Source organism: Marinilabilia salmonicolor JCM 21150 (assembly GCF_000259075.1).
Taxonomy (GTDB): Bacteria; Bacteroidota; Bacteroidia; order Bacteroidales; family Marinilabiliaceae; genus Marinilabilia; species Marinilabilia salmonicolor.
Genome location: NZ_AJKI01000021.1, coordinates 61,833 through 76,264 on the forward strand (window position 1 = coordinate 61,833; position 14,432 = coordinate 76,264).

12 protein-coding genes are annotated in these 14,432 nt (G+C 43.8%); all 12 read right to left on the reverse strand.

Annotated features, from left to right (window positions below; all coding sequences use genetic code 11):
* Positions 1–36 precede the first annotated feature (36 nt).
* The 12 genes from cobM to W7W_RS0111485 all read right to left on the reverse strand — a co-directional run bounded on the left by cobM (position 37) and on the right by W7W_RS0111485 (position 14,240).
* The gene (gene cobM, locus W7W_RS0111425; protein ID WP_010663893.1) at positions 37–1,833 is read right to left on the reverse strand and encodes a precorrin-4 C(11)-methyltransferase; all 1,797 of its coding nucleotides are present in this window, start codon (positions 1,831–1,833) and stop codon (positions 37–39) included.
* Between the two features lie 4 nt (positions 1,834–1,837).
* A complete protein-coding gene (locus W7W_RS0111430) occupies positions 1,838–3,022 on the reverse strand; it encodes a bifunctional cobalt-precorrin-7 (C(5))-methyltransferase/cobalt-precorrin-6B (C(15))-methyltransferase (RefSeq protein ID WP_010663894.1) in 1,185 nt (394 codons plus the stop codon).
* Between the two features lie 184 nt (positions 3,023–3,206).
* Positions 3,207–4,607: a precorrin-3B C(17)-methyltransferase gene (cobJ, locus tag W7W_RS0111435; RefSeq protein ID WP_010663895.1), complete on the reverse strand. Its 1,401-nt coding sequence runs from the start codon at positions 4,605–4,607 to the stop codon at positions 3,207–3,209.
* 684 nt (positions 4,608–5,291) lie between these two features.
* Positions 5,292–5,981, reverse strand: coding sequence for a precorrin-2 C(20)-methyltransferase (locus W7W_RS0111445; RefSeq protein WP_010663896.1), 690 nt, complete (start codon positions 5,979–5,981; stop codon positions 5,292–5,294).
* Between the two features lie 71 nt (positions 5,982–6,052).
* Positions 6,053–7,471 carry a cobyrinate a,c-diamide synthase gene (locus W7W_RS0111450; protein ID WP_010663897.1) on the reverse strand — a complete coding sequence of 473 codons (1,419 nt, stop codon included), beginning with the start codon at positions 7,469–7,471 and terminating at the stop codon, positions 6,053–6,055.
* A gap of 67 nt (positions 7,472–7,538) precedes the next feature.
* Positions 7,539–8,078: a bifunctional adenosylcobinamide kinase/adenosylcobinamide-phosphate guanylyltransferase gene (locus W7W_RS0111455; protein WP_010663898.1), complete on the reverse strand. Its 540-nt coding sequence runs from the start codon at positions 8,076–8,078 to the stop codon at positions 7,539–7,541.
* Positions 8,079–8,155: 77 nt separating this feature from the next.
* Complete coding sequence (gene cobC, locus W7W_RS0111460) at positions 8,156–8,728, reverse strand: alpha-ribazole phosphatase (protein WP_010663899.1); 573 nt, start codon at positions 8,726–8,728, stop codon at positions 8,156–8,158.
* Between the two features lie 91 nt (positions 8,729–8,819).
* Complete coding sequence (locus tag W7W_RS0111465; RefSeq protein WP_010663900.1) at positions 8,820–9,725, reverse strand: adenosylcobinamide-GDP ribazoletransferase; 906 nt, start codon at positions 9,723–9,725, stop codon at positions 8,820–8,822.
* Complete coding sequence (cobT, locus tag W7W_RS0111470; RefSeq protein ID WP_010663901.1) at positions 9,685–10,764, reverse strand: nicotinate-nucleotide--dimethylbenzimidazole phosphoribosyltransferase; 1,080 nt, start codon at positions 10,762–10,764, stop codon at positions 9,685–9,687. Before cobT ends, W7W_RS0111465 begins: the two co-directional genes overlap by 41 nt.
* Before the next feature lie 4 nt (positions 10,765–10,768).
* Complete coding sequence (gene cbiB, locus W7W_RS0111475; protein ID WP_010663902.1) at positions 10,769–11,773, reverse strand: adenosylcobinamide-phosphate synthase CbiB; 1,005 nt, start codon at positions 11,771–11,773, stop codon at positions 10,769–10,771.
* A complete protein-coding gene (locus tag W7W_RS0111480; RefSeq protein WP_010663903.1) occupies positions 11,764–12,774 on the reverse strand; it encodes an aminotransferase class I/II-fold pyridoxal phosphate-dependent enzyme in 1,011 nt (336 codons plus the stop codon). The genes cbiB and W7W_RS0111480 overlap by 10 nt, the downstream gene beginning before the upstream one ends.
* Positions 12,771–14,240 (reverse strand): cobyric acid synthase, encoded by a 1,470-nt coding sequence (locus tag W7W_RS0111485; RefSeq protein ID WP_010663904.1) that lies wholly within the window; start codon positions 14,238–14,240, stop codon positions 12,771–12,773. The genes W7W_RS0111480 and W7W_RS0111485 overlap by 4 nt, the downstream gene beginning before the upstream one ends.
* Positions 14,241–14,432: the final 192 nt, after the last annotated feature.

Here is a 14,432-nt window from a genome sequence, read left to right on the forward strand (position 1 = left end):
GTGCATGGGGCATGGAGCATGGAGCAAAGGGAAACACTATGCTCCATGCTCTCTGCTCTCTGCCTTAATTCCTTCCCTAAACTCATGTGTGAACGATCGGTCGTATAACTTGGAAAATCCCGAACGGTTATCGATCGCTTTACCGACCACAATTAGTGTTGTCATCTTCAGATTATTCTCCTCTACTGTTTGTGCAAGTTTTTCGAGCGTACACCGATAGATTCTTTCATCCTTCCAGGTAAGTTTATAGCAAACAGCCACCGGTGTTTCTGGCGGATAATGAATCAACAACTCCTGCTGAACCTTAATAGCAATAGCTGCGCTAAGGTAGATACACATGGTACTTTGCGATGCCGCAAGCTTGTGCAACTGTTCACGATCCGGCACAGGAGTTCGTCCTTCACCGCGGGTAAGGACAATGGTTTGCACCTCCTCCGGAATGGTAAACTGAGATTTCAGAGCTGCTGCCGCCGCCTGAAAGGAGGAGATGCCCGGTGTGATATGATACTGCCATCCCCATTGATCCATAATATTCATCTGTTCCTGAATGGCTCCGTAGATACAAGGATCGCCTGTATGCAAGCGAACAATAAACAGCCCCCGGTCGTAAAACCTGCGCATACTTTCCATTTGTGTCATCAAGTCCATCCCTGCCGAACTTTCCACCACACATCCGGGTTTGGCATATTCGGTTAGTTCCCGTGGCACCAAACTTCCGGCATAAAGAATATAATCGGCCGCCTGAAGCATCCGTTTTCCCTTAACGGAGACTAATTCCGGATCTCCCGGTCCAGCCCCCACAATTTCAACAAACCCTTTTCGCTCAAAGCGTCGATCGATGGCAACAGCATAAGTAAAGTTTTTGTCTCCGGCCTGTCCTTTTGTTTTCTCAATCAACAAAGTATTATTGGCCAAATGCATGGCCGAAGCCTCGGCAACTCCGGCGGAACCGGTCATCTCCCTTACCCGTTCCGATGGATTTGGAACCTTATACCTATTGAGTTCGTCACCAGAGAAACAACGCAACGGAAGGTCCCACTTTTCGCTCAATTTCAGAAAAGCCGGCTCATCTTTTTTTAATTCAACAGTCCCCAGGGATGCCAGAGAAAGCGGGGAAATACCTTTCTGCTGAAAACTATCCAGCAGCAGATTCTCAAATTCGTCAAAAGGCAAATCCCGCTGACAGCCTATTCCGGCATGAAGCATTGGGGGGCGGTAAAAAATGGCTTTATTCCCAAAATCGTAAAGAAACGGAGTGACCGCAATAATTAATTGATAATCAGCGACATTTAACGTCGATGTCTTAAAAAAGAGATCCACATGAGAAGGGAGTTCAGTTTCCAGAAATAAAGTCCCCTTATCTCTGGCTTCCAACAGTAAGGCTGTTTTCCGGCCATTAACAAAAGCAGCCATCAGCCGGGTAAGATTCCCTGAGCACTCTATTCTCCAGTTAAACCTGGCAGGCAAGATATCCAGGGCCCAAAGTCCGGATGTATCACTGACGGTGGTGATGACCGGCTGAGCTCCAAGCATTTCAGAGATTTGCTGAGCCAGTGCATTGGCACCTCCCAGATGGCCAGAGACCACCGGCTGAACAAATTGTCCGTTGGCATCGATGTTGATCACCGCAGGATCCGTTTTTTTATCTTTCAGAAAAGGGGCTACTTCTCGAACGCAGATTCCCAAAGCCCCAATGAAAATAAGGGCTTTATTCCCTGCCCATAGCTGCTCATAATTTTTGGGTGATCGGATTATGGTTGCCTCAAAATCTGCTGACAGAAGCCTTTTTGCCAGTTGTTGGCCTTTATCAGAATGGGTAATAATAGTTTGCATATATTTATCTTTTCTTCTCTGCTATCAGTATAGAGATGGGATTATGATCGTCCACCTGGATTTGTTGCTGTTGTGTTATCTCAAATCGGTTGTGAGAGCACCAGCTCAGAAAACGAGTCCTGCTCTGGCCGGATACGGAATTAAAACCAATGACACCTCCAACCAGAAGGTATTTGTTCACATCATCCAATACCTCCTCCATTTTGCCACCATAACCACCAATAAAAACGGCATCGGGAGCAGCCAATTTCTCTTTTTTTGCTTTTAAAAAATCCCCGACAATCAAATAAATCCCAGGAGCCTGAAACTTTTGGGCATTGCGGTGAATGATGCCTTCCGACTCGGAACGAATCTCAAAAGCTGTTATCTGCAAATGAGGATGCTTTAGTCTGGCCTCAATCGAAACACTCCCGGTACAAGCACCCACATCCCAAAACACCTTGCGCCTAAGTAGTTGCATCAATGCCAAAGTAGTAATTCTAATCGGCATTTTTGTGATCATGCGGGGACGGCCTTCAAGAGGCTCAAAAGACTCTTCAGGAATGCCTCTTGCCGGAATGGCATCATCTGTTTTTTCCAGAAAAAAGCAATTGGGGTGTTTAAAATCCAATTTTGAAATATCCTCTGCATCAAGCACCATTACACGCTCGTTTTCTCCTCCCATTTTTTCACCGTAATAAATCCTGTAATTTGAGTAACCATAGTTTAGCATCCTTCCAATAATCTCAACAGGTGTTTTTTTACGGTCAGTAAGAATTGCCATGCGATTGGTCCCCTGAATCAATGCCTTGTCAAATTCATGCCAGGGTCGTCCGGTAAGTGAGACCACCGGGAATTCTCCGTAATTCAATCCCAAACGATGCGCCAGCAATTGCAGGGAGTTAAATTGTGGCAGCACTTTTATTTCTGAGTCAGGGAACTCACGTTTTAGTGTATTGCCAATGCCGAAGAAAAGAGGATCACCGGAGGCAAAAACCACCCAGTTGCCCTTCTTATTTTGAATATCTTCAAACAAACCCGACAAAGGCACCACAATAGGACTCCAGTGATACTTTTCCGGCAGGAACTGCTTTACCAATTCATGATGACGATTGCCTCCGGCAAAAAAATTCACCGATGCAATAAAGGTTTGCACCTCTTCGGTAAATTCCGGAAGCCGGTCGTTAATGCCAATGATTGTTATCTTCATGTTGTTTTCTTTTGTGCTTCAAGAATCTTTGTACTGCTCTTTTGGGCGAATAGGAATTCGACCCCATTGATTTTTTTTATCTAGTTAAAGCCAAAATCCAGCGGGCGAATAGGAATCCGACCCCAATTGATTTTTTTATCTAGTTAAAGCCAAACTCCAGTGGGCGAATAGGAATTCGCCCCACCTACAATCCGGCACCGGGATGCATGGCTTGAGCATCTTCCCAGCTCAAAATGGCATTGATAATGGTTGCCGCCACATTACTGCCACCTTTCCGGCCATCCACAATAACAGCAGGAACCTCCGGACATCCGAACTTCAACTGCCATTTGCTTTCACGAACATTCACAAATCCCACAGGAGCCGCTACAACACCTGACGGATGAGCCTTCCCATTTCTAATAAGCTTTATCAGCTCCATCAATGCAGTTGGAGCATTGCCAAAGGCAAAGAGTGCATCGGGATGCTCCTCCACGGCCAGACGAATACCTGACTGCGTACGGGTGATGTTTTTATTGACAGCCAACGCTTTAACGCGGTCATCATCAAGATAACATTTTACCTCAACGCCCAGTTTATTTAGGGTTTCTCGACGAATACCACGTGTGACCATCGAAACATCGGTGACAATAACCGGAGGTTTCCCGGAATAAAAAGCCTTATGCAACCTGGCAACCATATCGTTCCTGATTTCCACCAAATCATTCATACCAAAATCGGCCGTGGTATGAATACAATGCAGTGACACCCATGTATGATCCAGGGGTTGGTTTTCAACATTCAGGTTCTTTAAAATGGTGCGAAAACTCTCATTCATAATCTGACGACCGGGATTGTCCTCCGCCGTCCCTTTCTGATTATAGTAGCCACGAGGCGTCACCATGTGATTGTTAATCATGCGTGTTTGGCTATTGCCAACCATCACCAGGGAAAACATATCCACCATCGAAGCATCCAGTTCTTCAATGGTCAGGAAATTCAATTGCTCATCCTTTCGCCCCACATTCCGTGCAATGCAAACACAAGTCTGAGGAGACCGAAACTGCAAAAAAATGTCCCGGAGCCGCATTAGTTGCCAGAACCGTCCCTTGCTAACAGGATTGTAAACAGCCGTCACAAAATCAGCCACGGCAGCTGCCTCAATCCGTTTTTCAATTCGTTCCCAGGGCGTGAGCAAATCCGACAATGAAATCGAACAAAAATCATGTCCCAACGGTGCCCCCATACGTGCTGCAGCAGCAAACATGGCACTGATACCCGGAACAACTTCAATTTCCATATCTGATGCGCGCTCCTCCTTCATTTCCCAAAGAAGCGGGGCCATCCCGTAAACTCCTGAATCACCGCTGCTGATAACCGAAACTGTTTTCCCTTTTTCCGCCTCTTCAAAAGCCGACTTGGCACGATCCCGCTCTTTTTTCATACCTGTGCTAATCGTCTCCTTCCCTTTGGTGAGGTGACCGATGTATTCGAAATAGTGGAGGTAGCCAACAATTGTATCGGATACTTTCAGAGCCTCCACTGCCTGGGGAGTCATTTGTGCCTGGTCACCGGGACCAATACCTATAGTGTATATTTTGCTCATTTTCCGTCAGTTAATTCTCTATTAAGGAGCTGCTAAAAAGGTCAGCAGCACAATTTTTATCAGCAAATAATTTATCTAAGTCATTGGTTTGATGGAACTCGCCCCGAATCAACGGGCTCGTTTCATTAATTGTTCTTTTTGGCATTGCCCCAAAAAGGAACCAAATCCCGATTATGGTTTTTGTGATTCTTTTTACAAAAAACTTTACAAAACCTATATCGGGACTAGTCCGCTTAATCCTATCCCCCCGCGAAACCCAAAATTTCCGGCCTAAGTGTCGTATCCCGCATAAAATAATTCACCAAGTATCATTGATTTTACTTTTTTCGGCATGATAAAAAAATCACGTAGCTAAGGCTATGCTCTTTTTTCTCATATTGAAAAAAGCAAAATCAATTTCAACTTTTACATTATTTTATACACGAAACAACACTGGCGCAAGGCCATGAAAGTCGCCCATTTTGGCTTCCCGCCATCCGCCGGCCCGGAAAGCGGACAGGCCAACGCGCCTTTCAAATAGTAAAAATCACTCATTATGATAGCATTCTTTCAACAGTAATATGTTGATATCTCACCTTTAATGCTCCAGCTTTTTATAGTGTTATTCAGAAAGCCTTATTTAACTTTTGGCATGGAGCAAAGAGCATAAGGTCAAAATCTACTTTTTGCACCATACGCCATACTCTATGTATAAAATATTATCACTGAAAAATAAGGAATCTCCCTATCCTTTAAGTCCTCCACTTTTGAGGTGACAAATCCATCGGTTGTGCCAGCCTTTTCCACATAAAGGAAAGGTCGAGAGCATTGCTTCAGATGGTGATACCAGCCGGTAAGCACTTTCATTTTCATTACTACCAGCGTGTCGTCAGGATTTGCCTGAAGCATTTGGGATATCTGCGCAAAGCTTTTTGGACGGGCAATGACGTTGAATCCCGAATTACCCTCTACAAGAGGGATATCTCCGAGACTTCCGGCGGCAATAAAAGCAGGAATACCGGATATAACGCAGCACTCCATATTATCGGCTTTAGCCATTTTAAAAAGATAGCCAAAAGTACTGTAGAAAAGCACATCTCCTTCATTCACAACCGCTACTTCTTTGCCCTCCTCCAATGACTCTTTTATGATTTGGTACGCTTTTCGATAAATCTCATCACGGTTTTTATCTGTCATGGGAATGTTTAATGGCCGACACTCCGTTGTTATATCCAGCTGCTGTAAAATTTCCAAAGAGTAAGATTTTACGCTCCCTGATTTTGAATAAGTAGCCGGATAATAGATCACATCAGCCTGCCGTAAAGCTTTTAACGCTTTCAGGGTAACCATTTCCGGATCGCCGGGGCCAAGACCTATACCTGTAAGTTTTTTCATATTTTTTTTAAAGCAGGAGATTCTCTTAATCTTCAAACAAGAGACACTAGTTCAAGTGTCTTTATTTTCTCTTAATCCCCTAACACAATCTTCAGAAAACGCTTCATTTGCTCAGGTTCTCCCAGGTACAAATGCATGTAAGATGCCCACACTCCTTTGTGACGAAACACCGGCATTTCAACCTCTTTTCCTCGTGCTGTTTTTACCGAATAGCGGGGTGTGGAATGGGCATTTATCAATTCGGAATAATGAAATTCATGGCCCCTTAATACAAAGGATTCTCCACTCACCTCCCGATATCCCAAATGGAGTTTCATATCTTTAAAAGAGGTAGAAAAATCGAATACTCCTGCCATGGGAAACGACGAACCATCTTTAAGTATTATCTCCTTCCCCAGATACATCATTCCACCACATTCGGCCACAATGGCTTTTCCTGATTCTGCAAACTTTCGAATTGCAGATAGCATCAGACGATTCTTAGATAACTCCCCGGAAAATAATTCAGGATATCCTCCGGGCAACCAGATAAGATCCGCATCAGGTACGTTTTCGTCAGCGATTGGAGAAAAATGCCCCAACGTCCCCAAAGCCTTAAGACATTCTAAATTTGCCTGATAGGTAAAATTAAATGCCTTGTCGGCGGCAATGGCTATTTTTAAATTTTGCGATTCAAAGGGAGCCTCTCCAAAATCCCCACCTTTATTATTCGGAGCACTCTGAGGCAGGGACGATTGCTGACAAAGAGATGCCTCACTCCGTTCAGAATGACAAAAGACTTGAATTTCATGACTTTTGGTACAGTTCCATTGCACTTTTCTATCTGACTCAAGCAATTCTGACAGCCCCACATGCTTTTGAATCAGTTCAGCGGCTCTTTTCATAATGTCTGCTTCTTTACTTTCTCCCGGCATTTGTAATCCAAGATGCCGGTCATCAATGGCCAAAGCCTTATCGCGAGGGACATATCCCAGTGCCTTTACACCTGAATCTTCTGCTGCTTCTTTCAGAAATTGGTAATGAGAAGCTCCTGCCACCTTATTAAAAATAACGCCTAACAATCGAATACTCCGGTCGAAATGCTTAAAACCATACAACAGAGGCGCAACGGAATAAGCAACACTGGAAGCATCCACCACCAAAACTACCGGGATATCTAATAACCGGGCGATGGCGGCCGAACTTCCCTCATCCTTTCGGGCTCCATCGAACAAGCCCATTACACCCTCCACAACACCCACCTCGGCATTTTTCATCTGAGTATAAAAAACTGATTTTAAGTGACTTTCTGATGACATCCACAAATCCAGATTGTAAGATGCTCTACCGGCAATGGCAGTATGATGCATCGGATCGATGTAATCGGGGCCGCATTTAAATGGTTGCACACAATAGCCCTGATCACTAATTGCTTTAATGAGTCCCAGGGTTATCAAGGTCTTCCCTGAATTACTTTTGGGCGCAGCTATGAGAAAGGTTGGTTTTGTCATGATTTTATTAAATTAATTTGCATGGTGCAGAGGGCATGGTATAAAGAGAAACTCCGTTTGACAACTTCTATGCACCATGCGCCGTGCTCTTTGCTCCAGGCCTTTTTAGCTGCAAAGGCAATCCTGCCACCATCAGCGTTGCTACATCTGCCAGGCCTGCAATGTGCTGATTCATCCATCCCTGAAGATCGGTAAAACGTCTTGCAACCGCGCTCTCAGCATGGCCTCCCAACCCAATCTCATTGGAAATAACAATTAGGATGGTATCTTTTTTAGTCAGTTTGCCAAACTCTTTTTTAGCCATTTCTAAAATCTCATCCACCGAGTTATCCTGATGATCAAAAAAGAGGTTGGTAAGCCACAATGTGACGCAATCCAGCACCACAACCCGGCCCGACACCTCACAATCAGAAATATTCAGCGGTTCTTCAATATTTGTCCATTCAGAACCACGATCCCTTTGATGGCGTTCCACCCGCTGGCGAAAATCATCATCCCAAATACGAGCAGTAGCCAAATAAACAGGGTTGGAGGACATTTTCAGCGCCAGATTTTGGGCGTAACTACTTTTTCCTGATCGTTGTCCGCCGGTAATGAAATAAAGCATTGTTTAGTTTTTAGATTTTAGACAATAGAATTTAGAGATTAATCCAAATCGTCAAGTGGGATTTAGGGGGCTCTCTCCTACAAATATTTCACTTTATAATATTCGTTATTGTGCCATTCCAGACAAATCACATCTCCATAATCAATATGCATGGCAAATATCTTCCGGGGAGATGCTTCCAGCAGGTGAGCCAGTAGTGCCCGGAGCAATCCGGCATGGGTGACCACCATAACATTGGTATGTCCGGTATTTACCAATTCATTCAAAAAAGCAATAACCCACCGCTGCACATCAAAAAAATTCTCTCCCCCATGAATTTTACAATTGATAAAATCCTGCCCCCACTGATCCTGCTCCTCTTCAGGAATATCGGTCCAGGGTACCATTTCCCAACGACCAAAATTGATCTCACGAATGCGTTCGGAAGTCACTACCATGGCATCCTGCATTAATGCCTCAGCCAGCATGGTACAGCGCGATAACGGACTGGAGTAGCAGATGTCAACGCTCATACCATTAAGTTTAGTCCGGGCTTTTGCGACTGCTTTCTCTAAAGATTCGACAGAAGGTTTTACATCTGAATTTCCGTAACAAACCCCCGGAGGAGCTTCTGTTTTTGGGTGTCTGATAAAATAGATATTCTTTGGCATAAAAATGAGATATGAGATGTATAGATACTAGATAAATAGCATTGAGTCTAACCAACTTTTGCGTCTCAATTATTCAAATTAAATGTTCCTCTTATGATCCAATCAGCATAAGTAGAAAAGCAATTACCAATACTTCATTAACCTGCTGTACAGCCCCCAGACAATCGCCGGTATAGCCGCCAATTCGTTTTTGAAACCATTTTCCTGACAACAGAGAAAACACAGTGACAATGGGGATCGTCACCAGCACCCACCAGGATTCAAACAACAACAGCGGGGAAAATCCCAGTACAGTAGCCCAGAAAAACCGGATCCAGGAAATTGGATGACTTGTATCACGTGATTTGGACTCTCCGGTTGGTCGGGCATAACTCCAACCCATAGATATTATCAGGGTTGACCAGCGACTCAACACATGAGAAGTAATCAAAATAACAGGTATCCACAAGGCATTTATTTCTATTAGCAAAGCGATTTTGAGAACAATCAAAAGCACTACTCCTATTAGCGCATAGGCTCCAACACGCGAATCTTTCATTATCTTCAATCGCTGGTCTTTACTATATCCCCCACCGAAAGCGTCACAAACGTCCGCAAAGCCGTCCTCATGAAAAGCTCCGGTCACCAATACGCTGGCTCCCATCGAGACAATGACAGCCACTGATTGTGGCAAATAAAGATTGGTCAGCCAAAAGACAAGAGCTCCCAAACCTCCCACAATAAAGCCAATCATGGGAAACCAGGTTAAAGCCAATTGTTGATTCTCTTTTCTATACTCAACTTTAAACGGCAAAGGCAGTCGGGTGAAGTAGAGAATTGAGGAAAACAAGATATTTAATTCACGCATAATGATTTCATGATAAAAAAATGAAAGTATCGAAATGAGCATAGAACATGGAGCATGGGGCTTGGAAAAGGGCAAAAGTATTGACTCTCCATGCTCCGCGCCCCATTCATCAATATTCAGGTACAATATTTCCGGTCTGATCAACCACATTATATACCTTGGCTTCACCAAAAGAAGTCATCTCATTAAGCATAGCCACACTTCCCTGAATGATTGGATAGGCAATTGCAGAGCCTGTTCCCTCACCTAAGCGGAGATCGAGATTTAGCAATGGCCGGCCCGTTAGGTATTCAAGCATTTTCACATGTCCGTGTTCTTTGGAACAATGTGAAAAAACAGCGTAATCCCGAACAGTGGGACAAATTTCACGAGCTGCCAAAAATGCCGATGTGGTGATGAAACCATCCACAATAATAAGCATACGACGTTGAGCCGCTTCCAGCATTCCTCCCACCATAGTGGCAATTTCTAATCCGCCAAAAGTCGCAAGGTTCTCTTCTGGGCTCTCAGAGATGCCATGCTTTTCAATGGCACAACGTAAAACATTCGCCTTGCTATCAACCCCTTTCTGATCAAGACCACATCCGGGACCGGTACATTCCTCTACTGCCAATCCGGTATAAACGGACAACAACGCAGTAGCCGGAGATGAATTGCCAATGCCCATTTCTCCAAAACCAACAACATTACTTCCTTTCTCGGCAAACAAAGCCACCACATCACGGCCATTTTGAATTGCCTGGTCACACTCTTCAGTTGTCATAGCAGGTTCGTTCAAAAAATTCCGGGATGCTTTACGCACTTTTTTATCAATTAAGCGCGGATGCACTTCAAAATCGTGATCAACACCGGCATCAACCACATACAAATCGAAACCATACTGTTTGCAGAATAATCCGATACCTCCGCCACCATTGACAAAGTTACTGACCTGCTGCCATGTAATTTCAGTAGGCACCGGGCTCACACCTTCCTCGGTTATTCCATGGTCTGATGCCACAGTCAGCATCACCGGTGATTCCAATTCAGGTTTGGTGGTTTGCTGAATAAGGCCAATTTGTAAGGCCAGCTCTTCCAGATATCCCAAGGATCCAACAGGCTTGGTTTTCTGATCGAGGTTGTGTTGAAGAAGTTTTCTCAGCTCACCATTTTCGATGGGCTGAATGCTTAGGTTTTTGAGTGAATTCATAAAATTATTGTTTTAGAGTAAAAACGAAACTGGTGAAATCAGAAATTTGAAATGCTGTATTTCTTACTCCACAAGGCAAATCAGTGATAATCAGGATCGAAATAATCAAGACAATCATCAGGATTTCCACTCCCCTGTTGATTTTAATTGTTTTTTTTAGATCCGGCATAGTTATTTCTCTCTTATTGCTTCCAATTTTAGGTTTGGAAACCACCTCTCCAAAATAATCATGATCGCCCCCAAATTGGACATTAAGAATCCCGGCCAGAGCAGCTTCCGGATAGCCGGCATTGGGGCTGTTATGCGATCTCCCAAACCGAAAAATGAACTGAAAAGCCCTGTATCTCATTCCACAGAATGCCATTAAAAGTGCTGTAATTCTCGCCGGAAGGTAATTAGCAATATCATCCAATCGGGCAGCAAATTTCCCAAACTGTTCATATCTTTCATTTTTGTAGCCAATCATTGAATCCAGTGTATTGATCATCTTATAAGCCATCATACCCGGAACCCCGAAAATGGCCAGCCAAAATAGAGGAGCCACAACTCCATCACTGAGGTTTTCGGCCAATGTTTCAAGGGTGGCAGTTTTAATTTCATGACTACTCAGGTTTTTGGTGTCACGCCCAACAATCCGCCCAACCTGTCGCCGCCCTTCTTCCATACCAATCTGCAACTTTTCGAAAACGGATTCCCCTTCACGAATAAGAGTGGTACCGGCCAAACCCGAAAAGATAAAGACCATTTGGAAAAAGACTTCCAGCCAGAGATTTATCTGACCCAATAGAAAAAAGACCCAATAAAAAAAGAAAAACACACCGGTGACCAAGACGACCGTCACCACCATTCCACGTACAAAATTGCCTCTTCCCCGGTTACATTTCTTCTCAAAAAATGCAATAAGTTTTCCAAATACAACGACCGGATGTGGCATCCGGGAAGGATCCCCCAGAATACGGTCGAGTATCCAGGCAAAAAACAAAACCGGTATAAGCAAATTCAACTCCATTCTTTGAGTGCTTCAATTAATTGATTGTTTTCTTTGGGCGATTGCACCGAAACCCTGAAATAATTTTCTGACAGGCCTCTAAAATTGGATGCATCCCTTATCAAAAAGCCATTATTGTGAGCAAGATGTTTTTTCATTACAGCTGCTGACAAAGGAGCCTCGACTAAAAAGAATGTAGTTGAAGAAGACTCCACCCTAAACCCTTCTATATCATTTATTGCATCTTGAAATCGTCGTGATTCCTGAAGATATCCGGTCACTTCCTGCTTATCGTGAACAAGATTGCTAAAACAAAAACGTCCTGCTTCCAGTGCCAACACATTAATTCTCCAGGGCATCACTTGTCGTTGCAGTCCATCAATTGTTGATGGAGCTGCCAAAAGATACCCCAGCCGGAGCCCGGGAATCGCAAATATTTTAGTTAACGACTTCACAATGATTAGATTTCTGTGTTCCGGCAAACTGGGTTCGAGTGATATATCACAGTTCAGAAAATTGGTGTAGGCCTCATCCACCACAAAAATAACATTGGGGTTATCCTCAATTTTTTTCACCAACTTATCCTGGTCATAAATGCGCCCGTCCGGGTTGTTGGGATTACATATCCAGACCAAATCTATCCCCGAAAAATCAACATTTCCGAATGTTGTGTGGTGAAAAAACTCCATCCGGTGATTGTACTTACGACAGGCATCCTCGTACTCCGAAAAGGAAGGGTAAAAAATTAATGATCGTTTCCCCTGAAATAGCTCCGCAATCAAATAAAAAGCTTCAACAGCCCCATTGGTGATCATTACACTATCGGCAGGCAAATAATTCTGCTGCTCTATCTGACGAGCCAGGTTTTCACCCAATGGATCGGGATAACGTTCAATACATTTCATACAGGAACACAGGTGATTTTTCAGCGCGGTATCGATACCCGCCGGAATAATATTCGAACTGAAATTGATCCGTATAACCGGAAAATCATATATGTCGTCACCGTGGCCTCTAATCATTCTGCCAATACTTTATAAATCATATCCATATCCACATTTTTGCGAAGATGGTCGGCCAGCAGGTCGTACTGATTTTGTTTAAACTCATCATAACTAATTGAGGAGGTGACAGCTTGCGCATAAGGAGCCAGCAAATCTTCTATCACCACAGGATTATCAAGGATTCCGTGCATATAGGTTCCCCATATATTAGTATTTATCCGGCAGCCCTCTGTACCTCCATTCTCCAAATGGTTTAATGGCTCCACACCCTGGCGATTGGTTTGTCCCATGTGGATTTCATAACCCACACAAGGCTCCTCAAAATCCTTGAAATAAAAAGAAGTTCGAGCGGTGGATTTCTCCGATTCGAGGATGGTCGTCACAGGTATGATATTCAGCCCCGGAACTGCATCCACATGTCCTTCCACATGTCCGGGATCTTCAATACGAGCCCCCATCATCTGGTAGCCACCACAAATACCAATCACTGTTTTTCCGACTCTTGACTGGCGGACAATTTCGGCTGCCACGCCATTTCGACGCAGTTCAATCAAATCAGCAATGGTACTTTTAGATCCGGGCAAAATGATGATTTCTGCTTTCCTGATTTCTTCCGTATTATTGGTATAATATAAATTTACTCTTTCATCCTGCTCCAAAGGACTAAAATCGGTAAAATTGGACAATCGCCTCAGATGAATCACCGCCACATTGACCCTATTATCGATGGCAAAAGTCGCTTTTCGCTCCAACGAAACTGAGTCTTCCTCTTCAATACTAATGTGAGTAAATGCCGGAATAATCCCGAGTACGGGAATACCTGTGAGTTCTTCGATAATTCTCTTCCCCTCATCGAACAGAGAAATATCGCCCCTGAATTTATTAATGATAATTCCTTTAATACATTCACGTTCCAGGGGCTCCAATAACTGAATGGAGCCATAAACACTGGCAAAAACCCCTCCCCGCTCAATGTCAGCCACCAGTAACGTGGCCGCTTCAGCAGTAACAGCCATCCGCATATTCACAATATCATTTTTCTTCAGGTTAAGCTCGGCAATGCTTCCCGCACCTTCGATTACCACAGGATTGTAAGATTTATGCAGCCGTCTAAACGCACCTATTACCTCCCCAAACAACTGGTCTTTTATCTCTCCCCTAAAATAACTACCTGCAGAATAATTCCCCAATACCTTTCCTTTTACAATCACCTGAGATTGCTTATCCGACCCGGGTTTAAGCAACACGGGATTCATATCGGTATGACAATCCAACCTGCATGCCTCTGCCTGAACTGCCTGGGCGCGACCTATTTCGCCCCCGGTTGCCGTTACGTAGCTATTGAGCGACATATTCTGTGCTTTAAAAGGAGCCGGACGATATCCATCCTGCAGAAAGATGCGGCAAAAACCGGCAGCCAGCACACTCTTGCCTACATCGGAACCGGTACCGACAATCATCAGAGGATGTTTCAATTTTTTCATTTCTATTTTATTTACAATACTCCGTTATCCCGAAATTTCGAAATTGCAATGCACTGAAATTCAATTACTTAAAAATCATAGTTTTTATCGCCTAAAACACAGAATATCAGCGTTATATGAATTGTCTTAAATCAATAGGGTCCTAAACATTTTCCAAAAGGGATTTCATCCCTTAAACCCTGAATTACTTTT